Origin of the sequence: Enterovibrio sp. FF113, from assembly GCF_041439165.1 — a bacterium.
Lineage (GTDB): Bacteria > Pseudomonadota > Gammaproteobacteria > Enterobacterales > Vibrionaceae > Enterovibrio > Enterovibrio norvegicus_A.
This window is the reverse complement of record NZ_JBGONO010000003.1, coordinates 200,876-225,832: the sequence shown is the minus strand read 5'-3', so window position 1 is coordinate 225,832 and position 24,957 is coordinate 200,876. Positions and strand designations below refer to the sequence as shown.

The following is a 24,957-nucleotide window of genomic DNA, read 5'->3' as shown; positions in this document are numbered from 1 at the left end:
TTCACCTTCCACCGTGCCGTTTTCAAGGGTGGGCTGGACAGCAGCATCAGGGTCGTTGATGTTGATTGAGCCGGAGACAGACGCATCGCCGCCTTCAGCAACAGACGCGCTCAAGTCGCCCGTGACGACTGCGGCATCATCAGTGCCTTCAACCGTCACAGTGATTTGATGGGTTGATCCATCAGATGCCGTGAGGGTGAAGGTGTCGTTCGCAGACTCCCCGTCTGGCAGGGTTTGTGCGCTGTCAGGGTCAACCGTGTACGTCCACTCACCGTCGGTGAGTGTAAGACTACCGTATTCCCCTTCGATGGTGGTGTTACTGATTGTTGGGTTTTCACTGCTATCCACATCACTGATGCTGATAGAGCCAGACACCGATGCGCCTTGATCTGTGGTGTTGCCCGTCGTATCGCCCGTCACCACAGCAGCATCGTCAGTACCCGTGATGGTAATGACAATGTCTTGCGTGGTGCCATCGGATGCCGTGACCGTGATGGTATCCGTCGCAGTATCACCGTCAGCCAGCGATTGGATTGATGCGCTGTCCGCGGTGTACGTCCAAGCGCCATCGACCATTTCAATTGACCCGTATTGACCCGCTAATGTTCCATTTGGAATGGTTGGGGTGTCACCCGTATCAGCATCGGTGATCGTGATGGTGCCTGACGCGGTTTGCGCCCCGACATCTTCGGTGATGCTTGCGGTGCTATCACCCGTGATAACCGCCGCGTCATCAGCGCCTGTCACATCGACTGTGATTTGTTGCACCGTGCCGTCCGACGCCGTAAGTGTGAACACCTCTTGCTCGGTTTGGTCATCGTTGAGTGCATCGGCTCTAGACGGATCAACCGTGTAGGTCCAGTTACCGTCAGTCAGCGTAAAGGTACCGTAATCGCCTTCAAGGGTGGTATTGGCAAACGTTGGAGAGTCATCCGCATCTGCATCTGAGATGGAAAGACTGCCCGAGACGGTGGGGGCGTCGGTGACATCGACATAGTTGATTGAGCTCACTTCGGTATATGAGCCTTCTACAACATTGAGGTCTGTCCCTGGTAGAATGTCGGGGCCACCAATTTGAACCAACAGTGTCGTGCTCGTTCCGTCGCCATTGTCGATTGATAAGACGCCCATGGTGAACACATTGTCGTAGACGTCTGTGTATTCGACGGTTGCAGCGACTGAAACTGGGTAAGACTGACCGTCGAACTCAATGGTTTGGTTTGCTGAATTGTTTAGCTGACCGTCACTGTCTGTAATGGTCGCGCTGAATCCCGCTGAATCGAAATGCATGGAGTCGGGCTGTGAATTGGCGTTGAACTGCTCGCCATCCACATCGATATCGTCACCCAATACAAATACATTATTAACCGTAATTTCTGGTCCAGTCTGCGTGGTGACAGTGCCTGTGAAATCGCCGCTTACAACCGCAGCATCGTCTGTACCTTCAAGGGTAATGACAATGTTATGTTCTTTGCCTGTACTGTCAGTGAGAGTAAGGGTGTCTGTGGTGCTTTGATCTGCGCCAAGCGATTGTGCTGCGCCAGGATTGAGTGTGTAAGTCCATTCACCGTCAACCAGCGCCAAGCTGCCAAACGTTCCTGTGACAGTGGTGTTTTCAATGGTTGGTGTGTCACCTGAATCTGGGTCGATCAGTTCTACCGTGCCGGATGTCGTAATAACGTCTGTGCCTTCAGTCAACACGCCTGTGGTATCACCCGTTAGCACGGCCGCATCGTCTGTGCCCGTAACTGAAATCACAAGCTCATGGGTGCCGCCCATTGAATCTGAGATCGTGATGGTGTCGGTGACTTCTACGCCTTCACCCAATGCTTGTGCAAGTTCAGGGTCTAAGGTGTAGGTCCAATTGCCATCTACCATGCTAAATGAACCATATTGTCCCTGCTGATTCGCATCGGGCAAAGTGGGGTTGTCATTGGCATCAGGATCGTTGATGGAAAGGCTACCGCCCGTTGTGAATGCGCCAGTTTCATCGCTCACACTGCCACTGGTATCTCCACCCAATACGGCGGCATCCTCGCTGCCGGTAATAGTGATAACAATGTCATGTACTGTGCCGTCAGATGCGGTAATACTGATGGTATCTTGGGTGGTTTGCCCCTCGTCGAGGTATTGTGCCAGCTCTGGATCAAGCGTATACGTCCATGTGCCGTCAATCATTTCAAGTGTGCCGAATGCCCCCTCAAGCGTGCCATTTGGCAAGGTTGGATTTTGGCCTTCATCCACGTCCACAAGGTCGATAGTTCCCGTTGCTGTGAGCGAACTAGAGCCTTCTTTGATAGCCCCTGTTGTATCGCCTTCAAGCACAGGTAGTTGGTCTGTACCAGTAATGGTGATCACAATATCGTGGGTAGAGCCATCGGATGCGGTGATCGTAATGGTGTCTGTCGTGCGTTCACCCTCTGGCAATGATGCCGTACTGTCAGGATTTAAGGTATAGGTCCACTCGCCATCGACTAGCGCTAAGGTACCGTAACTGCCATCAATACTGTCATTGGGCAAGGTGGGTGTATCGCCTGTGTCAGGGTCGATAATTTCAATCGTTCCGCTGATAGTTAGGTTATCGTCATCGCTGAGAGAACCTGTGGTATCACCACGAAGAACAGGATCGTCGTTCGTCCCCGTAATGCTGATCACTATGTTTTGCTGTGTGCCATCGCTCGCGGTGAGCGTGATGACATCGGTATCTACTTCACCTGCGTTAAGCGCGCTCGCTGCTTCTTTGTCCAGGGTGTATGTCCAGTTACCATCAACCAGTTCGAGTACGCCGTATTCGCTTTCAATGCGTGTATTTTCGAATGTCGGGGCGTCGTCGGTATCGACATCTGAAATGTTAATGGTGCCTGATGTAGTCAGTGTGTTGCCCGTTGTTGTATCAACGAGGGATTGACCAAACTGACCACTGACGACAGGGAGATCGTCGGTGCCAGTAATGGTAACGGTAATGTCTAATGGCGTACCATCTTGGGCGTAGACAGTGATGGTGTCAGGAAGCGGATCGCCCGCATCCAAGGCATCAAAGGTGTTGCTATGAACGGGATCTGTCGTGTAGGTCCAGTTGCCCGCGGTATCAATGGTAATGTCGCCAAATTCGCCAGTGAATGTGCCTGCTTGGAAGGTGCTCTGGCCTGTGTCTGCATCTGATACATTGACACTACCTGATGTTGATAATTGGCCATCGGCTTCAGTAACAGACACATTGGTCATTCCACCAAACACTGCTACGTCATTAGTGCCGTCAATCGTGATCGTGATGATTTGAATGGAGCCATCTTCAGCGCGAACACTGAGAGTGTCTGTCAGTTGCTCACCTTCGCCTAAGCGATTGATCGCACCGTTGTCGTCTGTGGTGACGTATGTCCAGCTTCCGTCGGCATCAATGGTGATTTCACCCCAACGTCCTGCAATGGTTTGCGGGGTGAATACATTGTCGTTTCCATCAACATCCGTCGAGGTCAATTGGCCGCTGGTGGACAGGGTGCCGTCGGCTTCGACGATAGTGCCAACAATATCACCGGCAATCTGCGCCGGATCGTTTGTCCCTATGATGGTGACAAGAATGTCAGTTTCTGTGCCATCAACTGAGCGCACCGTGATGGTATCAACGCGTTGTTCGCCTTCTCTAAGTGTATCGAGCGACGTACTTTGGGATGGGTCCGTGGTGTAGGTCCAATTTCCCGCACGATCAATGGTGACAGAACCAAAGTCGCCCAGGTATGTGCCCGCTAGCATGAAGGATTCACCCGCATCAGGGTCGACGATATTTAATGAGCCATTAACGCTGATAACGTCATTGGTTTCATACACATCGCGGGTGGTAATAGCGGAGAATACAGGCGCATCATTCACACCCTCAATAGTGAGGACGATTTGCTGTTCAGTGCCATCTTCCGCGCGTACCGTGACGACCTCGGTGAGGGTTTCGCCTTCGGCTAAGCGTTCAATAGCGCCCGTTGGGTCGGTGCTCGTATATGTCCAGTTGCCGTTTTCATCGATGGTCACTTCACCACGAGGTGTGGTAAGTGTTTCCGCGATGAAGGCGTTGTCATTACCATCAATGTCTGTGGATGAGAGCGTGCCAGAAGTTGACAGTGTGCCACTGTTGTCAACGACAGTGGCGGCAATGTCACCGCCGATAATGGCATCGTCGTTGGCGCCATTGATACTGAGTGTGATGATGGTTTCGGTACCGTCGACGGAGTAGACGGTGATGGTGTCTGTTACCTTTTCCCCGTCCGTCATCGAGTTGATGGACGCCTTATTGCTGTTATCTACTGTGTATGACCAGTTCCCTGCACGGTCAATGATCACGGTTCCCCATTCCCCCTTAAACGCCCCAGGTTGCATAAAGGACTCACCAGCGTCAGGGTCAACAATATTGATCGAACCTGCGGCCTTCATTATGCCGTCACTTTCCGTTATCTCACCAGAACTTATGGCAGAGAAAACGGGCACGTCATTACTGCCTTCAAACGTCAGGGTAATACGTTGTTCCGTGCCATCGGCCGCTCGCACGGTGACATATTCGTTAAGGGTATCCCCTTCACCAAGCCTTTTTATCGCTCCCGTTGGGTCAGTCGATATATAAGTCCAACTGCCGTCTTCATTGACGGTCATTTCGCCGCGCAGCGTTTGAATGGTTTCTGCAATAAAACGGTTATCCGCCCCGTCAGCATCGCTTGATGACAAATTTCCGGACGCTGTTAACACATCACCGTCTTCAATGGTGGCCGAGACATCTCCCGAAATTTTTGCCTCACTGTTCTCTTCTTGGGCATTGGATGCGCGATTGAACAAGTTGGCATATCTCGCCGAGCTGAGTGAATCAATTTGGGCGCCAGTTAAACCGGCAGCGGTTAATCCGGTGGTATCAAACATTTCGATGCTGCTTACTCCGCCGCGGTAACCGTTGGCTTCAACAATGACTTGATCACCCGCCGATGAACTGCTTAGTTCTTCACCCGCTGCTGTTTCAGTGTCCTCCAATTGAGTGGGGTCATCTCCCTCTTCTAAAGCAGCAATAATACTCAGCACATCAGAGGGTAAATCGAGACTATCGAACCCTTCATCATTAAGCAGCAGTGCTTCATCCAGCACGTCGACTTGTTCGCCATCCTCTGTCACTAGCCATGCATTCTTGCCGTTTGGCACTGAAACCAGATCGCCAGTTTGCAACTGCATGTTTGCTTGAGCTGGACTGATTTGACCATCTGGTTTAACCACAAATGCCTGTCCAACAACTTGACTGAGAACCAAGGTGATAGCCATAAAGAACTCCCGTTAGTTTTTTGCTTCAAAAATGAAGCTAAAGATTCATATCTGACTTATTGATTAAACCTAGTACACAAATTTCACTGCTGATAACCGAGTTGGGGGAAGTCATCGAGGTTTTTGATAGTTTATGTTTCATATATGAGACGCATGAATGCAAAGCATTTTCCCGAAATGGCTTACCGGCATTTGCGATGGAGTTGCACAGGAAAGATCGGAACGTTGGATGATTTTCTCAGTGGCTGTTTGAATGGCAATTTTATCGATGTCGCTACACCAAGTTGGCAGTGAAGATAAAAAGACACTAGTTTTAAAGATAAATTCATTGGCTCACCAATGAGACGATGATGGGGGAATCCTTATGCTGACAGCGCATTAGGCTGCCCGAGACGTCAATGTTGATTTGGCGAGCGGTGTAAGGCGCATAGCGCTTGTATGAAACAAGTCTAAAGGAAGGCCTAATGAAAGGTTTGGTGAAGAACGAGCCGCTAATTGTGCTCGCCGATGAAGATCTCTCTCACATTGATTTTCACCAGCAGGTATTGAGCGAAAGTGGCTACTGGCTCCGTTCAGTGGCAACACCTGCGAAATTAACAACGATTCTAGAACAGCATCCGGTCAATATTCTTGTACTTAACATTGACTTCAAGTTTGAAGGCGGTGAGTCGTTAAGCGCAGCAGTAAAAAGAATCCGGTTACTTTCGACTTGTAAAGATACACGCATCATTCTCACGTCAGATGTTTTTTCTCAAGAAAAAAAACAAGCCGCTTATCGATCCGGTGCGAGTGATTTTTTGACCTACCCCATCGCGCCAGATGAGCTTTACCTAAAAATGGAAACGCACCTTGTTGCGGGTGCCCGTAAAGGTATTTCAGGTGCGTTGAGCCGCAGCTTTAATTTGCTGTCCGAAATGAATATGGCGCTTTATCCGCTTGTCGCAACGGCGGTGAGTTGCACGCAAATGCTGAAACAGACGTCACTGAGCAATAAGCAATCTGTCTATGTTGAAAGCATTAGTGGGGCAATGAAGCGCGCGTCGGTTATCGGCGACAACTTACGTGATTTTGAAGAACTGTCGGTTGGCTCTATTGCGCTCGAAAATACGCCCTTTGATCTTGGGCAGTTATTGGAGAGCCTGCGCGACTACTTTGTCGGTGAGGCGGAAAGTCGTTCTGTGGAGTTGCTGTTTAGTGTGCCATTGGATGTACCTCGTTCGCTCGTTGGCGATCCGGACAGACTGCGAAGAATTCTGCTGAATTTAATTTCAGAAGCCATTGTCATCGGTGGCGGTTGTCCGATCATTCTAAGCATTAATGCCGGAACACTTTCTGAATCGGGCGTGACGCTTGAATTTGCGGTGCATCAAAATATCACTGATGACGCGTCGCCATGTGATGATTTGGATGAACTTGCCGAGCGTGCAGCCATGGCAATGTCTGAGTTGGATGAGTCACTAAATCTACTCATTGCGTGTTATCTCATCGAAAAAATGGGTGGCGAGATCCACCAAGAAGCGGGGAGTGAAGATTCCGGCGTCTATTTCAATCTTGAACTTCAAGTCGCCAAAGTCAGCACAGATAAAAGCTTTGCCGTACCCGTTGATTTGCGTGGACTGAGAGTGTTGGTTGTTGATGACAACCCCTCATCCATCGCTGTGCATTCTGCAATTATCTCTTCACTCGGCTTTCATTGTGAATCTGCCATCGATGTCGACAGTGCGTTTCATGCCATAGAAGAAGGGTACTTAGATCTCGACGGAGAACCGTTTGATCTCGTGTTACTCGATTGGCATATGCCCGGCAAAAAAGGGTTTCATTTGCTCGAGAAACTGCAAAGCGACATGACGCCCGAACAAATTCCTTTGGTGATTGTGATTAGCGCCTTTGACCGCGCTGTCATCGAGAAAGACCGTGGAAACGGGAAAATTGATGGCTATTTGCATAAACCCATTTCGGCTTCCGTGATGTTTGACACCATGATGGAAGTGTTGGGTGAAAATTTACCTAAAACTCACAGTCGAGTGCTTGCAGCGCAAGGAAAATCAAACGCTGTCACGGTGAGTGGCGGTGGGAAGCGTATCCTCGTGGTAGATGACATGTCTATCAATCAGCAAATTGCGAAGGAAGTCTTGATTAGCAATGACTTCCAAGTTGATGTTGCGGAATCTGGCAGAGAGGCGGTGGTGAAAGTATGCCCTGCACCTGAATTGTATGATGCCATCTTAATGGATTTGGAAATGCCTGACATGAATGGGCTAGAAGCTACGCGTATTATTCGCGAAACGGCAGACAGAGAATCGTTACCCATTTTTGCACTGACTGCCCATACCATGGAGCGAGATCGCCAACGCTGTCTCGACGCGGGGATGAACGATCATGTTTCCAAGCCGCTTGATGCCGACATTCTGCTCCAAAAGTTGGCGGTATACTTGGGATTAACGGTGACCTCTAAGTGCCACTCAGCGCCAGATGGGATTGGGCAAAAAGAAGAGTACGAATACGTTGATATAAGTGATGGCATTAAGCGCGTCATGGGTAACGAAACACTGTATTTCAAACTGTTAAGTGATTTTGTGCACCAAGCTAGGTCGCAAGAAAATCAAGTGTGCGCACTTATCGAGTCCGGCAAGTTAACGGAGGCTGCGGACAATGCACACACCGTTGCTGGCAGTGCGGGGAATCTGTCTGTCATTGCATTGAGGAATTCCGCCAAGCAATTGCAAAATGCCTTACTTGCGTTAGAAGACCACCAAGCGTCTTTAAGTCAGTTCCGTCGTGATGTTGATAATGCGATCAAAGAGATTGGTAACATTTTACTGAAACGAAGTAACGTGGCGTTATCGACTGTCCATGCCCAAAGCGATGAGACAAAGGCACAGGGCAACGCGGGCGGATCGCCAAAAACTGGCAATGGGTTCCGGGAAAGACTGATCTTGCTTGAATCGCAAATCATGACGCAAGACATGATGGCCATCGATAACTACTACCAGATGTTGGTTGATTTCTGCGACATGGCATCCAAGCTCAAGCCCGTAGGAGACAAATTGATTGAACTTGATTATCCGCAAGCATTAATTGCGCTGAAAACGTTCAAGACCGAGCAGAATTTAAGCACGGAAACGACGGAAGAAGGGGGCGCGTCTCATGCTGGCTAATCATAGTGCTACCGACAAAGACACGGTGCTGATCATTGATGCGTCACCAAATAGCATTCGTATTTTGAACGCCATACTTGGTGAAGAGTATCGGGTCATTTTCTCCACAACCGGTGCAACGGCGCGTGTGTTAATTAAGTCTGAACAGCCAAAATTAATTTTGATGGACGTAGAGCTTCCGGATATTGATGGCTTTACGCTTTGCCAATCTTTCAAAAATGATCTCACTACCAAGGACATACCCATTATCTTGATCACCGAGCATCAGGAAGATGAAGGTCGTGAGATGGGGTTGCGCATTGGCTGCGCAGACTACATTTCCAAACCCGTTTCGCCCGCCGAAGTGAAACTAAGAATTTATAATCAGCTGCGTATTCGACGGAATGAAGATCTGATTATGCAACGCGCGTTATACGATTCGCTGACAGGTTTGGCTAATCGAAACTTGGCGTTGGATCGCCTGCGCTATGCCATTGCGCATGACCTGCGGCGTGGTCTGTTGACAGCGGTTATGTTGCTCGATATTGATAGTTTCAAGATTATTAATGACACATTGAGTCATGATGTTGGTGACCAAGTATTGGTTGAATTGTCCCGACGCATTGTTGACGCCGTGCGGGAAGTGGATACCGTTGGGCGAGTGAGTGGCGATGAGTTTCTTATTGTTCTTCCAGGACTCCATCAAACTGAAAATGCCTGCCAGATCGCCAGTAAACTGCGTAAAGCGCTCAATAAACCCATTTCGGTGAATGGAGGAGGTGAAGTGCATGTCACTGCCAGTATTGGCATTTCTATTTCACCGCTAGATACGGATGATTTTAAGCGACTGTTTGCGAATGCAGATATTGCCAAGCATCAAGCGAAGAGTGGCGGGAAAGATTCATACCGCATGTTTACGTCCGAAATGAATGACAATGTGCATCGACGTTTACGCATTGAATATCATCTGGTTTGGGCGTTGGCGCGCAACGAGTTATCTGTGGTCTACCAACCGTTTATCGACCTGAAAACCAATGAAGTTGTGGGCGCGGAAGCATTGCTACGATGGGACAACAGCGAATTGGGCTCCGTGTCCCCCGTTGAATTCATTCCCATTGCAGAGCAATCCAATCTCATTTACGAGGTTGGCAAGTTTGTGCTAGCGACCGCCATTCGTGATTTTTCTCATCTCACCAATGCCGCGGGCCATTTGCTTAACGTAGCGGTGAATATATCACCTCAGCAAATCCGGCAAGCAAACTTCATCGATGACCTTCAAGCGATCATGGACAGTGAAGAGTTTGCACCTGAAAGGTTGGAGTTAGAGGTCACGGAAGGTTTGTTGCTCAGTCAGCAACCCTATGTCAAAGAGATGATAGCCAAACTGCATGACATGGGAATGGCATTGTCGATGGATGACTTTGGCACAGGCTATTCTTCGTTGAGTTACCTGCTGCAGTTTCCTTTTGATGCATTGAAAATTGACAGAGAATTTATCGATGGCATCACGGATGTCGAGCTAAATGAGGCGCTTGCCACTGCAGTGATCTCGATGGCCCAAGGGCTCAAGATGAAAACAGTGGCAGAAGGCGTTGAAACACAAGAACAACTTGAAATGCTGAAATCAAAAGGCTGCGATTTGGCACAAGGGTACTATCTTAGCCGTCCTATCGACATTGATGCGTTTCGCTTGTTCTTGGGCATAGAGGACGTGTTAGAACAACAACTGGCAGACAATGAATCCGAGGCCGCGCAGAATTAGGTGTGATCCGTTGACACTAAACGTTGTTCGGCTGGGCAAGCAAAGACAAGGCGCTACAAGCGCCTTTCTTATACCTGAATATAATCTAGGTTACCAAAAGTATACTGGTTGACGCAGTAATCAAGGTTACTATAGGTTACTTAGGGTGCTCTTTTCATCGAGGTTGTCATGAGTGAAAAAATCAACATTGATATCGTCTCTGACGTTGTTTGTCCGTGGTGCATAATTGGCTACAAACGATTGGAAAAAGCGATAGAAGAATTGGGCATGCAAGATCGAGTAGCCATTGAATGGCAGCCGTTTCAGCTAAATCCTTATGTTGGCGAAGAAGGGGAAAACCTGCGTGAGCATTTGATGAAAAAGTATGGCAATAGTAAAGAAGATGGCATTCGTTCACGCCAACAGTTGACCAACCTAGGGGAAGAATTGGGTTTTTCATTCAATTTCTTTGACGACATGAAAACCTATAACACGCGTGATGCACATTTACTGCTCGATTATGCCAAGTCACAAGGAAAGCAAATGGTATTGCAGCAGCGCCTTTTTGACGCCTACTTCTCGGAGCAGCAGGATATTTCTAGCCGAGAGACGCTGGCGAAATTAGTGGCAGATATTGGCTTGAATGCAGATGAAGCGATGTCGGTGTTAGGCGATGCGGAAGCAGAGAAAGCGTTAGACAAAAGCCAAACTTATTGGCGTGAGCTCGGTGTCTCTTCTGTACCAACCATTGTGTTTAATCGAGAGAGCGCTGTAACTGGCGCTCAGCCTGTTGAGGTGCTTAAGCAGATTTTGAAAGAAGTGTATTCTCAATAATAAGAGTATTGATGATTCGAACGTTCATTAGAATGCCCTGAAATAATCGAATCACAAGGACGTAAAAATGAGTTTGTTGGCTCACCCGCTATGGCGAAAACCTAGGCACCACTTAGACAGCGATCAGTCCAATGACCATGTGCACTGGATGGAGCTTTTTTACGATTTAGTCCATGTGGTTTCCATCTTTGTAATGGGTAACTTTTTAAGCCATCACCTGAGCTTTGCTGGATTTGCTGTTTTTGTTTGTCTGTTCGTTGTGGTGTGGTTTGCATGGTTCGATCTTAGCCTGTTCAACTCGCTTTACGTCAGTACGGATATTCATCATCGTTTGCTCATGGCGACGCAGATCATCACTGTGATGCTAATGACATCTTCCATCAATAGCATAGACGCCGGTGGATGGAGTTTTTTCGCTGCTGGCTATGCGTTAAACCGCGGGATCATTGCGTTTCTCTATAGGCGCGCTCGCCTTGTAGGGGATTCGCAGGCCTCACTTCCAGGTGAAATGTCGAGAAACTACACGATAGCCGCCTGCATATTTGCGGTGAGCGCGTTTATTCCGCCACCTTATGGTTACTTTGTGTTTGCCCTCGGTATGATAGTGATTTGGGCGGGATTCGGGTTGCCTAAAATTGGCACGATCCGCTTTGAACGTTTATTACCACGACTTGGACATATGGCAGAGCGTTTTGCGTTATTGCTGTTAATTGTTGTTGGCGAAGGGTTCTTTAAACTGGTCATTACCTTGTCTAACGTAGGTATCGACCAGGTGAAACCTGATGTGTTCGTTAACTACATGATTGGTGGGTTTGCTCTCTTTGCGATGGCGTGGATCTACTTTGATTTTGCTGGTAATGGAAAGCCACGCAACACTGAAAACCGTACCATAGTCCAATGGACCCTTTCCCACCTACTTCTCATGCTCTCTGCCGTCTGTGTAGGGGTTGCCTTATCGGCTGAAGTGAAGATAGGTTTTTGGGATCACTATCCATTAAAATACGCGGTGTTGGGCTGTTTTGGCCTTTCGACATATCTTTATAGTTTATTGCTGATCCAAAACGTCATTGAGGAACGTGCGGCGCACCGTTTTGCGACTGCCAAAATACGTATGTTTGGCATTGCGATGTCGTTTTTGACCTTGGCTTTGGTGTCCTTTGTGCCGGCTTTGGTTGGTAACTTTCTTTGGGGGATGGCGCTGTTCTCGCAAGTGATTATCCCGGCCACCAATGCCTATCGTGCTATTTCTTCTGAAGAAGCGAATAAAGCAGGTTGATGTCAAATGCGGACGCTGGACGAGTTGGACAATGCGTTACCTGAAACGGTAAGCCCATTTCAAATTGGAGTGTTGATTCTCTCTGTTTTTGTGGTGCTTTCTTTGATGGTGGAAGTCCTATTTCCGTTATCTGATGAAACGAGAGAGATCCTTTTATATGTTGATACGCTGATCTGCGGCGTGTTTTTCATAGACTTTGTGCAGCAATTTCGTGCCGCCAAATCTAAGCTGGCTTACATGAAATGGGGGTGGCTGGATTTGATCTCCTGTATCCCTTTGATGGACATCAACCAATTCGCGCGGATCTTGCGTGTCGTGCGTTTGATACGTGCGATTAAATCCATTTCTATGCTCACTCACACCATCAGTGAAAATAAGGCGTCATCCTCACTGCATTTTCTGATCGCTTCATCTCTTATTATGATGGTGTTTGGCTCAATCTACGTGTTGTATTTAGAACGCGGTATACCCGGTGCTAATATCCAGACCGCTGCCGATGCATTTTGGTGGACATTCATCACTATCACGACGGTAGGGTATGGAGACTTTTATCCAGTCACATTCGAAGGTCGCATTGTGGCCATCATGCTGATTACGATGGGCGTGGGCATGTTTGGTAGTTTCACCGCGGTATTCGCCTCTTGGTTAATTGTGGAACCAAAGGGTACAGAACCCGGTGATCTTGAAGCAAAATTGTCAGCGAAGGCAGAGAAGGAAGCCATGGCATTGCATTCAGAGGTGCAGTCGCTTCGCGAGGAGATACGAGAGCTCAAAGTGCTTTTGAAAGAGAAGCACCAGTGATCAGAAACGAATAGACTCTTTAAAGTCAGACGTCCTCACAATGCAACGTTCAGCACACCGTAATACAGGTAATCTGGATTACGCCCATCCATATAAACGTCTGGGAGTTACAAATCTAAATGCAGCCTTAGCATGTCTTTATGTTGCACGCCTTTCTCCCAAATTGGCTCGTCATAGTTATCAAGGAAATGATTTTTTATCACCGCAGATACACGAAACCCCATACGCTGATAAAAAGCGAGTTGATGACCAAATGTACCTGTACCTAATTCTAACCGCTTAATTTTCTTGTTTCGCGTGAACTGAATGACGTGCTTCAGAAGATCAGTGCCATATCCACTCCCCTGGAATTCTGGCGAGACGGAAATGTTGAATAATTCGGCAAGATTGGTGTCCGTTTTCTTAATGACACAAGCGGCAATGACTACCTTATTTTGAAACCCGGCAAAACACCAAGAATCCAGCAAATAAGAGGCGATACTGGCTGCAGACGGATCGGCTTCCAAAAGCAATGATGGAGGAACGACTCTCGGCGGCACTTCCGCAAATGTCACTTTTTGATCCAATGGGCAGTCAAGGGTATTCAGCATGTTACACACCCATTTGATGGGGTTTTGTTTACCATCCAGTTCATGTTCTTCCTGAGAGAGTGACTCGTCTGACTAACATATTTCTTAGGTTGCCAGAGTATGAAAATAAACAATTGCATCAACATCACGCATTGCTGACGTTAATGGCATTTTATACAAGCAGATACGCGTAATTATCATAAATGGGTCAGAAAATTTGATCTGGGGAAATGTATTTATGATTGCTCTAAATTATGTTTTGCTAACTTTCGCCTAAACATCAATTCTTTGATATGCCATTCCAACATGCACAAGATGAAACAAGCGGAAACGACCATCAGAAAGTAACGTGGGAAATTTTGGAAAAAAACTTCGATGACAGTGGGGTCTTCGAATAAATATAGAGAGATAAATCGTCCGCTTATTAATGCAATGATACAAAACAAAAACCTTTTTGAAACATAACTGAGCATGCCATTACGACGTGTTTGTTTCCAGCGGAAGAATTTGTGATCCTGATCCATGGTGAAGCAAAGCCTTCGTTAAGCGTTGGCTAAGAGGATAATTTTTTATTGGGCAGAATTGGGTGAAAGTTAACCATTATGCGATCTGATTAATAGTAAATGTTTTTTGCAATTGGCTTTTGAGTTAGTGGTTAGCCAGTAGCTGCTCGATTGTAAAAGCGGGGTGCGTCTTTTCGAGGAAGATGAATCAAATTGAGATTGGCTTGGATAGCGGTATTCACAGCCAGCGATGTCGGCGTGCCCAATGTAATTAAAGTACCCACACCCGCCATTACGGCTTTTTGTACCAGTTCAATACTGCATCGACTCGTGACGAGCAGTGCGTGAGAGTCTTTTAATATCCGGCCACGTAAGGCTGCCCCCAGCACTTTGTCGAGCGCGTTATGTCGACCTATATCTTCACGACAAAGCAATATATCCCCATCGGAATTAACCAGCAAAGCTGCATGTATAGCACCACTGATATGACCGAGCGATTGCCATTGGCGCAATGTGTCGCGTAACTTCAGGATTTTGTCATTTTGCAACGGATCGACGTGATTTAACGGCTCTAGATTGGGAATAGCATGCTCAAGTGATTCCGCACCACAGATGCCGCACCCCGTTTTTCCTGCTAAATGACGCTTGGTGAGTGACATTCTTGCATGAGCGCGATTGGCTAAGGTAACGTGCGCCAACAAGGCATCATTTTCTGTATCAACCACGATGTCGTGGATCTCGCTGCCGTCACGAATTACGCGTTCGCTATAGGAAAACCCGTAAACAAAATCCTCGATGTCTTGAGGTGTCACCATCATGACTGCGTGACTGACACCATTGAAGGTGATCGCCAGTGCGGTTTCGGTTGGTAGGGTTGAAAAGCACGTCACATCGTTCTCGTCATCTATGTAGTGATGCAGAGAATGGGGAGGAAGAGAGCACTCACCCGGCGCAATGACGGCTGCAATGGCAGGGTTGGTTTTGGGTTTTGTCATTTTTGACTCTTGGTTGTTTGCGCGTGCTTATTTCAATATCGCTTAATAAGGTGGCGGGATCGGGCTTTGCCACTTTGATGACCTTTACAACATAGCATAGTGCTAACCAGAGAGGTGTATCCACGTTGTTTGTGAAAAAGTGATTTACGCCTTGTCGCAAACACTGCGGGTGCAGGCGCAATTTCGCACTCTGCCTATACTGCGCGTCTTTACCATGAGTGAGATAGCGAGGCGGTTTTCCGCCCGACAGCGATGAAATGACTACACTTTTGGTGCAACCCGCCTCCGTTTTCATCGGGGGGATTGGATTCATCCGCGACTCAGGACAAGGGAATGACAGACTACTCAGGATTCGGACTGTTTAAACATGCACTTACCTTCCATGAAAATTGGCAGCGTGTTTGGCGCAACCCCACACCTAAACCTTATTACGATGTCATTATCGTCGGTGGCGGTGGACATGGCTTAGCAACCGCGTATTACCTTGCGAAAGAGTGCGGCGTGAAGAACGTGGCCGTGATCGAAAAGGGTTGGCTGGGCGGAGGAAACACCGCGCGTAATACCACCATCGTTCGTTCGAACTATCTTTGGGACGAAGCGTCGCAGCTTTATGAACATTCCCTCAAACTTTGGGAAGGGTTGTCGCAAGAATTGAATTTCAATTTGATGTTCAGCCAACGCGGCGTGCTTAACCTTGGTCATACCTTGCAAGACATGCGAGATATTGAGCGTCGTGTGAGTGCCAACCGCTTAAATGGGATTGATTGCGAAGTGCTGGATACGCAAGCGGTTCAAGACTTAGTGCCGTTGCTCGATTGCTCCGAAAACACTCGCTATCCCATCATGGGCGCAAGCTGGCAACCGCGAGGCGGCGTGGCAAGGCATGACGCGGTAGCTTGGGGTTTTGCGCGAGCGGCTGACCAATTAGGCGTGGATTTGATTCAGCAAACCGAGGTGACGGGTTTGCGTATTGAAGACGGCAAAGTCAAAGGCGTAGACACCTCTAAAGGGTTTATCGGCGCTGAAAAAGTGGGTTGTGTCGTGGCGGGGAACTCTGGCGAACTGGCACGCATGGCAGGGATGACCTTGCCGATTGAATCGCATCCATTGCAGGCCATGGTATCTGAGCCACTCAAACCGTGTATTGATACGGTGATCATGTCCAATCAAGTGCATGGTTATATCAGCCAATCTGACAAAGGCGATTTGGTGATTGGTGCAGGTATTGACGCTTACAATGGCTTTGGTCAGCGTGGCTCTTTCCCTGTGATTGAGCACACCATTGCCGCCATTATCGAAATGTTCCCTTTCTTGAGCCGTGTGAGAATGAACCGCCATTGGGGTGGCATTGTGGACACCTGTCCCGACGCATGCCCGATCATCAGCAAAACAGACATCCAAGGGCTGTATTTTAACTGCGGTTGGGGAACGGGCGGCTTCAAAGCAACGCCTGGTTCCGGTCATGTTTTCGCCCATACCCTTGCTAATGACAATCCTCACCCCCTCGCAGCCCCGTTCAATATTGACCGTTTTGTGTCGGGTTATTTGATTGATGAGCACGGCGCTGCCGGTGTTGCGCATTAACGTCACGCAGTATTGGAAAAGGAACTGACATGCTACGTATCTATTGCCCTTACTGTGAAGAACACAGAGAAGAAGACGAATATACCTATGGCGGTGAGGCGCACATTGTTCGCCCGCAAGACCCTGACGCCCTGAGTGATAAAGAATGGGGGCACTACCTGTTTCATCGAAAAAATATTAAAGGCAGTCACCGTGAAATGTGGTTTCACGCGGCAGGCTGTCGCAAATTTTTCAACGTGCAGCGCAACACCGTCACCTACGACATTGAAGAAGTTTACAAAGTAGGTGCCTCAGCATCGGATACGAATGGGGAGGCAGGCGCATGAGTCAGATTAATCGCTTACCGCAAGGTGGAAGAGTTGATCGTGATTCGTCGCTGACGTTCACCTTCAATGGGAAAGTCTATCAAGGGCACAAAGGTGACACCTTGGCGTCGGCGTTGATCGCCAATGGTGTCAAAGTGGTGGGGCGCAGTTTCAAATATCACCGTCCGCGCGGCATTGTTGGTGCTGGCGCGGAAGAGCCGAACGCGATCTTACAACTGGGCTCTTTGCCTTCCACTGCATTGCCCAATCAACGGGCGACACAAACAGAATTGTACGATGGGTTGAATGCACGAGTCGTAAACGCTTGGCCAAGCCTTGAAAAAGACGTGATGGGGATGGTGGGTAAAATTGGTGGCGCGATGATGCCCGCAGGCTTTTACTACAAAACCTTCATGTATCCCGAGTCGCTGTGGCCGACGTATGAAAAACATATTCGTCATGCGGCAGGGCTAGGCGAAGTCCCCGGTGCTAACGACCCTGATAAATACGACAAAATGCATCATCACTGCGAGGTGTTGATTGTCGGCGCGGGCGCGGCGGGCTTAATGGCGGCGAGCGCACTGATCGGGCAAGGGCTTCGCGTGATATTGGTCGATGAGCAAGCCGAAATGGGCGGCAGTCTACTGCATTGTCGTGAGCAAATCGACGGCAAGCCTGCTGACCAATGGGTTGCTGATACCCTTGCCAAACTTAAAAAAGATCCCGATTGCACCTTACTGCATCGCAGCACCGCATTTGGTTACTACGACCATAACTTCGTTGGGGTGGTCGAGCGAAGAACGGATCATCTTGGCGATGAAGTACATGGCATTCGACAACGCGTTCATCATATTCGCGCTGAACGTGTGTTACTGGCGACGGGGGCGATTGAACGCCCGTTGGTCTTCGGTAATAACGATTTACCCGGCAGCATGTTGGCGTCCGCGGTGTCGATTTACCTGCGTCGCTATGGTGTCGCACCGGGTGACACGCTGGTTTTGATGACCACCAATGACGAAGCCTATGACACCGCGATCGATTGGCATGAAAGCGGTCGAACCGTCGCAGCGATTGTCGATACACGTCCATTTTCCGACGGCGAACGCGTTCAACAAGCTAAAGCGTTGGGGATCACTGTGCTCCAAGGTCATGCCGTGATGAACCTTCAGGGTGGACATGAAGTGACAGGCGCTGAAGTTGTGCCCATCGATAAAACAGGCAGCAGCGTCACGGGAACCACGCAAGTGATTGCCTGTGATGTGGTGGCAAGCAGTGGAGGCTGGAGTCCGGCTTTACACTTGAGCTGTCACACGGGTGGACGCCCAGTGTGGAATGAAGATATTGCCGCCTTTGTGCCTTCAAACAGTGTCAAGGGCATGGACTATGCGGGTGCTGTGATCGGCCAAAGTGCACTAGTAGACGTGATCAAAGATGGTGCCGATGCCGCGCTGCGCGTGGCTGAGGCGCTGAATGTCTCACTTGAAACGCCCGCCATACCAGTGGTACGGGCAATCGCAACAGATTTGGGTATGGCACTGTATTTGGCGCCGCACCGTTTGCCGGTCAGCCGTGCGCCAAAACAGTTTGTGGACTTTCAAAACGACGTGACCGCGGCAGGCATTGAGCTTGCCGTGCGTGAAGGCTATGAGTCCATTGAGCACATCAAACGTTACACAGCGATGGGCTTTGGTACGGATCAAGGGAAAACAGGCAACATTAATGGCATGGCTATCGCCGCCAATGCCATGGGTAAAACCATACCGGAAACAGGCACGACAATTTTCCGCCCTATGTATACCCCTGTCACCTTCGGTGCCTTGGCGGGGCGTGATGTCGGAGCCATGTTTGACCCTGTGCGTTATACCGCCATGCATGCATGGCATGTTGAGAAAGGCGCGAAATTTGAAAATGTCGGACAGTGGAAGCGTCCTTGGTATTACCCGAAAGGGGATGAAACCATGGCGCAGGCACTGGGCAGAGAATGCCGTGCGACTCGTGAGAGTGTCGGGATTTTAGATGCGTCCACCTTGGGGAAAATTGATATTCAAGGCAAAGACGTACGTGAGTTTCTCAACCGTATTTACACCAATGGTTGGGACAAACTCGCGCCCGGACGTTGTCGCTATGGCTTGATGTGCCATGAAGACGGCATGGTGTTTGATGATGGTGTCACTTCTTGTATTAGCGACGAGCATTTTTTAATGACCACCACATCCGGTGGCGCTGCGGGCGTGCTGCGCTGGTTAGAAGCTTGGCATCAAACCGAATGGCCTGAACTGGATCTTTACTTCACCAGCGTGACCGATCATTGGTCAACCATGACCATCTCAGGTCCAAACTGCCGCAATGTGCTTAAGCAGTTAGTGGGCGACGAAGATATCTCCGAAGAAACCATGCCCTTTATGAGCTGGAAACCGATGATGGTCGCAGGGGTGGAAGCCCGCGTGTTCCGTATCAGTTTCACGGGTGAACTGTCGTTTGAAATCAACGTAAATGCCAACGCGGGCATGTATGTGTGGGAACAAGTGATGAAAGCGGGCGAACCGTATGGCATTACCCCTTATGGCACGGAAACCATGCATATTCTGCGCGCTGAAAAAGGCTTTATCATCGTGGGGCAAGACAGCGATGGTTCCGTGACGCCGCAAGATCTCAACATGGGTTGGATAACCGGTAAACAGAAAACGTACAGCTTTATTGGTCGTCGTTCATGGGCGCGAGAAGACACATCACGAACCGACAGAAAACAGCTGGTAGGGTTGAAGTGTACTGAGCCTAGCAAAGTCATCCCAGAAGGGGCGCAAGCGGTTGATAACCCAAATCAGCCTATTCCGATGACCATGGTTGGGCATGTGACGTCTTCCTATTACAGTGACGTTTTGGGCGGTTCTATCGCGCTGGCGCTGATCAAAAATGGCTTAAATCGTATGGGGGATCATGTGCATTTCCCCTTGGCGGATGGCACGGTGTTGGAAGCGCAAATTTGTAGCTCGGTGTTTTATGACATCAAAAATGAAAAGCCACTAACGGTCAAAGACGTGGATGTGTCGCCATTGTCAGAGGTCTTTGCGGTGAAAAATGCCTTACCGCTGCATCATTTGGGCAAAACCCATCCCACCGCACCGGGTGTTCATCTTCATGAATACGACGGGGTGAGTCAGTTGATCCTTCGTGGTGAAGCAACCGCCGAATTCGCGGCGAATGTTGAACAAGTACTTGGGCTCTCGCTGCCGACATCTGCGTGCACCTCATCCGTATCAGAACGTCATGAAGTGTGGTGGTTATCGCCCGATGAATGGTTAGTATTGAGCTTTGAAGACTCGGCACAACAAACCGAAGCGTCGTTGCGTGCTGTATTGAGCGGGCATTATCAGGTCGTGGATGTATCTGGCGGACAAACCTTGCTGACGCTGACAGGATCGCATGCTATCGATGTGCTGAAAAAATCCATGCCCTATGACGTTGACCCGCGTCATTTCCCGATTGGGAAGTGTGTGGGAACGACGTTCGCCAAAGCGCAGGTGTTCATAAGACACAGAAGTGAGAACTGCTATGACCTTATCGTGAGGCGAAGTTTTGCGGATTACGTGGCATTGTGGCTTCAAGATGCGAGCGACGAATATGGCATCGCGCTCGATTGCTAGTCAATGAACGAGATTTCTTAGCCGTCATTTCACAATCAAAATCAGCCCGCCATCAGCGCGGGCTTTTTATGGTTGGCTATATCAAATGAGGAACGACATTCCTGCCAACGAGCATTGCGAACTGGCTATGATCGAACAAAGTCAATAAAAGAGAATGCCCTGTTGTCTGTGATCACCGACCCTTACTTCTATCTGTTAGCTGCGCCGGCGGTGCTGATCTATGGCATCGGTAAAGGTGGGCTTGGCGGCGCATTGGGGATCATTGCGGTGCCTTTGATGGCCTTTGCGGTTGCTCCGACGCAGGCTGCCGCTATCTTGCTGCCGATATTATTGGTCATGGATTTTTTTGCGGTGCGATACCACTACAAGAATGCGGATTACAGCGTCATAAAACGCATGTTACCGGGCGGGCTGGTGGGCATTGCGCTCGCAGGTTTTTATATGCATGCCGTGCCACAGGCGGGGCTGAAATTCACCATCGGCGTCTTGTCCCTGTGGTTCTGCGGGCACTATGTGCTGTCTGAACTGGGCGTCATGAAAGCCGCGAAAAGACGAAGAGGGAGACTGTCGGGATCAATTTGGGGCGGTATTAGTGGATTTTCGAGCACCACGGTGCATGCGGGTGGCGGACCCGCGAGTATTTACCTGTTGCCGCTGAAACTCGAAAAAGTGACGCTAGTAGCGACCATGGCGGTGTTCTTTGCCATGCTGAACGTGGTGAAAATTATTCCTTATGCCGCCATTGGTGAATTTGACCAAACCAACTTGCTGACGGCGCTGATCTTAATTCCTCTTGCCCCATTGGGTGTGGCGATGGGCGTGTGGTTGCTCCATCGCGTCAGCCAAACGCTAATCTATCAACTCTGTTATCTCTTTCTGTTTCTATCAGGTATCAAGCTTTCTGCTGATGGTCTATTGAGTCTTATCTGAGCGTTGCGTTTAAAGTTGCCTGCTCAATCGAAACGCGAGCGAAACGGCGAGCGATTGTGCCAAACACAAAGTCGCTGTTTGTGAGCGGAATGACTCAACTTCTGCTTCTTTAATCACAAAACACACATCACTGTTTGCCGCCAATGGGCTGACTTGGCTATCAGTAAACACGATTTGTTTTGCTTTGGCGGCGGCTCCTCGCTCACAAAGCTCGATGGTCTCGGGCGAGTACGGAGAAAAGCTGGCACCAATGACCACATCTTTTTCATTCACGAGTGCTAATTGCTCGGAGGCCATGCAGCCAAAGCCATCCACTAACACAACGCGACGTTCCAAATGGCGTAAAGCATAGGTCAGGTAAGAGGCAATGCTGAATGCGCGCCGCATGGCGACCACGTAAATGGTATCGGCGTTTTCCAGCAAATTCACCGCGGTATTCAGTTGCTCGGGACTCACTGCACTGGTTAGTTCTTGTAAAGCGACCGTATTGGCATGAGAAAACTGCTGAAGAATGTTGCTAGGGGTATCTAAGGACGCGTCAGTTTGGCTTTCTTTAAGCAGCTTGGCGCGTTCAGTGTAACTGCTGGTTTCTTCCACCAGATTCTTGCGAAAAAGCTGCTTCATTTCGTTGAAGCCACTGAAATCAAACGCATTGGCAAAACGGATCAGCGTGGAAGGTGGCACACTGGCATGGGTCGCAATCACGGCGACAGTATCAAAGGCGATGCTGTTTGGGTTGTCGAGCACATAATGGGCGACTTGTTGTAATCGCTTGCTCAAGTCGTGATAGCGCTGTCGGATTTGCTGTTGTAATTCAGCGAGGTGTGTTGCCGTTGCCATAGTGTATCCAGTTAGACTCCATCTATGGCAAGTGTAATGTTTCGAAATCAAATTGGAAATGGAATTTTTGTTTCGCCACTGGAAAGGTATCGCCCAATCTGGTGTTGGGCAAACCGTGATCAGTGAAATACGATTGGCGAAGACCTATTGCGAAGACCTATTGCGAAAAAGTGATGTGTTTAAAATGCGGATTGTCGATAAGGACATCTAATGTGAGTACTTGGTCTAACAAGACAAGCACAGTCTTGCTATTCACATTCATGGCGATGCATTCTTGTTTGTCGCCGTTGCGTGCTGTGTCTTGCGCAATTCCTTCCACCACCTCACCGGATTTTAATACGAGCTTGATGGGGTAATGAAACAGACAGACGATTTCTACATAGTCATATTCTTCGCATTTGATCAACGCCATATCCTCCTGTGTGACCCTTGTATTAGTGTCGTCTAGGATTATGTTAATTGCTCGTCGTGTCTTCAGGTAACACCAATGTACGCACTTCCACTCGTCGGTTTTGGGTTTTGCCTGCTGTGGTTTTATTACTGGCAATGGGGGCGGTTTCGCCACGCGTCAGTGTCTTGATTTTTCCTGATGAATTTGGGTTGACCGATGTCACCAACTGGACTTTTACCGACTCTGCACGTTGCAAGCCGAGTTTAAGGTTGTATGCATGGGTACCAACACTGTCAGTATGACCTTCAATGGACAGCGGCGTGTCAGTACGCTTTATGGTGTCAACGATGCCCGCCAGAATTTTCTTACCCGTTGGCGTGAGCGATGATTTATCAAAACCAAAATGCACCATGGCAATTAGCTGGTTGTGCTTCACTGCAACACTTGGGGTTTCTCTGACTAAAAACTCGGCACATTGTTTGTTTAAGCCAGCATTGACCATTGCTTCAATGAACAAAGGGGTCGCAGGATGGCTATCCACAGATCGTTCTAACTGCAGATATTGTGCGCGATGAAACAGAACTTCTGTGGAGGGTTCAAGCTTGACACGAAAGGCGACCTCGGTATTTTTGTCGACGCAAATGTCTTCAAAAACCGTGGCTGGAAGCGTTGCTGCTGCACATTGCATGGGCAGAAGACTCGCGGTAAAAAGCAAAGCTGTAAGAGTAAGCGCTGGTTTCATAATTATTCTCGTAGTGTTCTTTTTCTAAATTAGCCGAAATGAGCGTTATTGATCGTAGTGACGGAAATAGAGGTGGCCTACTTCTTCGCTGATGAGTTCGAGCACCGTGTCGTAGATCTCCTGATACGAATCAGCCGATTGAATATTGTCCTCGCCAGCACAGATTTTTAGCCCCGGGTTCTTATCAATGTCATAGCCAAATCCGATGACGAAAATCTTTGCTTCTACTTGTCTTCCCTCAATATTATTGCTTTCTAATGAGCTAAGAATATTATCGCAAAGGCCACGGTTGTAGAGCTGAAGTGCGGCATAGCCGGGGTATCTATTGTCACTGGAATTATTTTGGTTAGGAGAATCTTCGCCATCAGAAAGCACGATGATAAGTTTTCTCACGTTCTTGCCGCGGTTAACAATCTTCCCAGCTTCAATGATTCCTTCATAGGACGCCGTACCGTAAGAAGGATAGAAACGCGAAATGGTTGATCGAAAACTCGGGAAGTCTTCAGTGAGATCGAGTGTTCTGAATGATGAATAATCCTGGGCGTATCGGCCGGTGATACTGGTACGCTTGTTATTTAGTGGGTCGGAGACTGTCGCATTAAAATTGATGTTGGGAATGTTTTTCCACCACTCCCAAGTTAGGCTCGAATAGTTCCCGTAATAGTCCACATTGCTGTAATAGCGGCTTCCATCATGGGGATACATATTGTAACCAATTAAGGAAACGCGGTTGAGGATGCGCTGACCATTGAGCTCAAGTTCTGTTGACTCATTAAACGCTTCGAGTTTTTGAGTGATATCTGAAATCACCTTAATCACGCCTAAGTACTTTGTGTCGCCATTCCAACTATCCAGCATGGAGCCTGAAAAATCTGCCACAAAGGCGACATCAATAGTAAACCCTTGGTACTTTCGCGCGACGGCTGAGCCTTCTAATACCAAGGTTTCTTCATAGCCAGCAGCATAGTCATCTTCTGGGTACCAAGATTCAAATTCTGAGCTGAGAGTGACTCTGTATTCGGTGAATACCAGCCCCTCTTTATCGTATATCCCAGGTTTCCCGCAGTTGCTGCCGTATATCTGATCGCAACTTTTACGGACGATATTAATGTCTGATAGGGTGATTTCACCATCAGGCACATACGCGTCGACAATACCTTTTGCTAATTCCTGATTGGTCGTGGTGTCGAAGGTTGCATTTGCGGCGACTGCAAGTGACGCAACTTCAACGCTATCACCGATCCGTGCATGTGTTTGTAGGTAACGCGTCGATTCCACCGCGAGTGCGAAAACACTGAAAAGCAGCGGGAAGATGATGACAAAGATGATGGAGGCAATGCCGCGTTGATGAGAAGGCAAAGAAACCTGCATGGTGATTT

The 24,957-nt window shown here is 48.7% G+C and carries 16 protein-coding genes; 9 read left to right on the top strand and 7 right to left on the bottom strand.

Annotated elements, in window-relative coordinates; genetic code table 11:
* A partial coding sequence (locus ACED36_RS03930) for a VCBS domain-containing protein (protein ID WP_371732839.1) occupies window positions 1–5,286 on the bottom strand: 5,286 nt, incomplete at its 3' end.
* A gap of 464 nt (window positions 5,287–5,750) precedes the next feature.
* On the opposite strand from ACED36_RS03930, the gene ACED36_RS03925 reads away from it, so the two are divergent.
* The 5 genes from ACED36_RS03925 (at window position 5,751) to ACED36_RS03905 (ending at window position 13,075) form a co-directional block, all read left to right on the top strand.
* Entirely contained in the window at window positions 5,751–8,444 is a 2,694-nt protein-coding gene (locus tag ACED36_RS03925) for a response regulator (protein ID WP_371732838.1), read from the top strand.
* Complete coding sequence (locus ACED36_RS03920) at window positions 8,434–10,185, top strand: EAL domain-containing protein (RefSeq protein ID WP_371732837.1); 1,752 nt, start codon at window positions 8,434–8,436, stop codon at window positions 10,183–10,185. Before ACED36_RS03925 ends, ACED36_RS03920 begins: the two co-directional genes overlap by 11 nt.
* A 168-nt stretch (window positions 10,186–10,353) precedes the next feature.
* Window positions 10,354–10,998: a DsbA family oxidoreductase gene (locus tag ACED36_RS03915; protein WP_017003857.1), complete on the top strand. Its 645-nt coding sequence runs from the start codon at window positions 10,354–10,356 to the stop codon at window positions 10,996–10,998.
* Window positions 10,999–11,065: 67 nt separating this feature from the next.
* A complete protein-coding gene (locus ACED36_RS03910; protein WP_371732836.1) occupies window positions 11,066–12,274 on the top strand; it encodes a low temperature requirement protein A in 1,209 nt (402 codons plus the stop codon).
* A gap of 6 nt (window positions 12,275–12,280) precedes the next feature.
* A complete protein-coding gene (locus tag ACED36_RS03905; RefSeq protein WP_017007079.1) occupies window positions 12,281–13,075 on the top strand; it encodes an ion transporter in 795 nt (264 codons plus the stop codon).
* A gap of 107 nt (window positions 13,076–13,182) precedes the next feature.
* Here ACED36_RS03905 and ACED36_RS03900 read toward each other — a convergent pair whose 3' ends face one another.
* Window positions 13,183–13,665, bottom strand: a complete 483-nt coding sequence (locus tag ACED36_RS03900; protein ID WP_371732835.1) for a GNAT family N-acetyltransferase — start codon at window positions 13,663–13,665, stop codon at window positions 13,183–13,185.
* A gap of 634 nt (window positions 13,666–14,299) precedes the next feature.
* Window positions 14,300–15,142 carry a formate dehydrogenase accessory sulfurtransferase FdhD gene (fdhD, locus tag ACED36_RS03895; RefSeq protein ID WP_371732834.1) on the bottom strand — a complete coding sequence of 281 codons (843 nt, stop codon included), beginning with the start codon at window positions 15,140–15,142 and terminating at the stop codon, window positions 14,300–14,302.
* A gap of 333 nt (window positions 15,143–15,475) precedes the next feature.
* Between fdhD and ACED36_RS03890 the strand changes: the two genes are divergently transcribed.
* The 4 genes from ACED36_RS03890 (at window position 15,476) to ACED36_RS03875 (ending at window position 21,605) form a co-directional block, all read left to right on the top strand.
* Window positions 15,476–16,726 carry a sarcosine oxidase subunit beta family protein gene (locus ACED36_RS03890; RefSeq protein ID WP_371732833.1) on the top strand — a complete coding sequence of 417 codons (1,251 nt, stop codon included), beginning with the start codon at window positions 15,476–15,478 and terminating at the stop codon, window positions 16,724–16,726.
* 29 nt (window positions 16,727–16,755) lie between these two features.
* On the top strand, window positions 16,756–17,052 hold the full coding sequence (locus ACED36_RS03885; protein WP_016959141.1) for a sarcosine oxidase subunit delta: 297 nt from the start codon (window positions 16,756–16,758) through the stop codon (window positions 17,050–17,052).
* Window positions 17,049–20,675: a sarcosine oxidase subunit alpha family protein gene (locus ACED36_RS03880; RefSeq protein WP_371732832.1), complete on the top strand. Its 3,627-nt coding sequence runs from the start codon at window positions 17,049–17,051 to the stop codon at window positions 20,673–20,675. Before ACED36_RS03885 ends, ACED36_RS03880 begins: the two co-directional genes overlap by 4 nt.
* A gap of 162 nt (window positions 20,676–20,837) precedes the next feature.
* Complete coding sequence (locus tag ACED36_RS03875; protein WP_371732831.1) at window positions 20,838–21,605, top strand: sulfite exporter TauE/SafE family protein; 768 nt, start codon at window positions 20,838–20,840, stop codon at window positions 21,603–21,605.
* Between the two features lie 9 nt (window positions 21,606–21,614).
* On the opposite strand, the gene ACED36_RS03870 is transcribed toward ACED36_RS03875, so the two are convergent.
* The 4 genes from ACED36_RS03870 to ACED36_RS03855 all read right to left on the bottom strand — a co-directional run bounded on the left by ACED36_RS03870 (window position 21,615) and on the right by ACED36_RS03855 (window position 24,949).
* A complete protein-coding gene (locus ACED36_RS03870) occupies window positions 21,615–22,445 on the bottom strand; it encodes a MurR/RpiR family transcriptional regulator (RefSeq protein ID WP_017003851.1) in 831 nt (276 codons plus the stop codon).
* A 157-nt stretch (window positions 22,446–22,602) separates the two neighbouring features.
* A complete protein-coding gene (locus tag ACED36_RS03865) occupies window positions 22,603–22,857 on the bottom strand; it encodes a Rho-binding antiterminator (RefSeq protein WP_016959145.1) in 255 nt (84 codons plus the stop codon).
* Window positions 22,858–22,900: 43 nt separating this feature from the next.
* On the bottom strand, window positions 22,901–23,578 hold the full coding sequence (locus ACED36_RS03860) for an OmpA family protein (protein WP_016959146.1): 678 nt from the start codon (window positions 23,576–23,578) through the stop codon (window positions 22,901–22,903).
* A 45-nt stretch (window positions 23,579–23,623) separates the two neighbouring features.
* A complete protein-coding gene (locus tag ACED36_RS03855; protein WP_016959147.1) occupies window positions 23,624–24,949 on the bottom strand; it encodes a TadE/TadG family type IV pilus assembly protein in 1,326 nt (441 codons plus the stop codon).
* Window positions 24,950–24,957 lie beyond the last annotated feature (8 nt).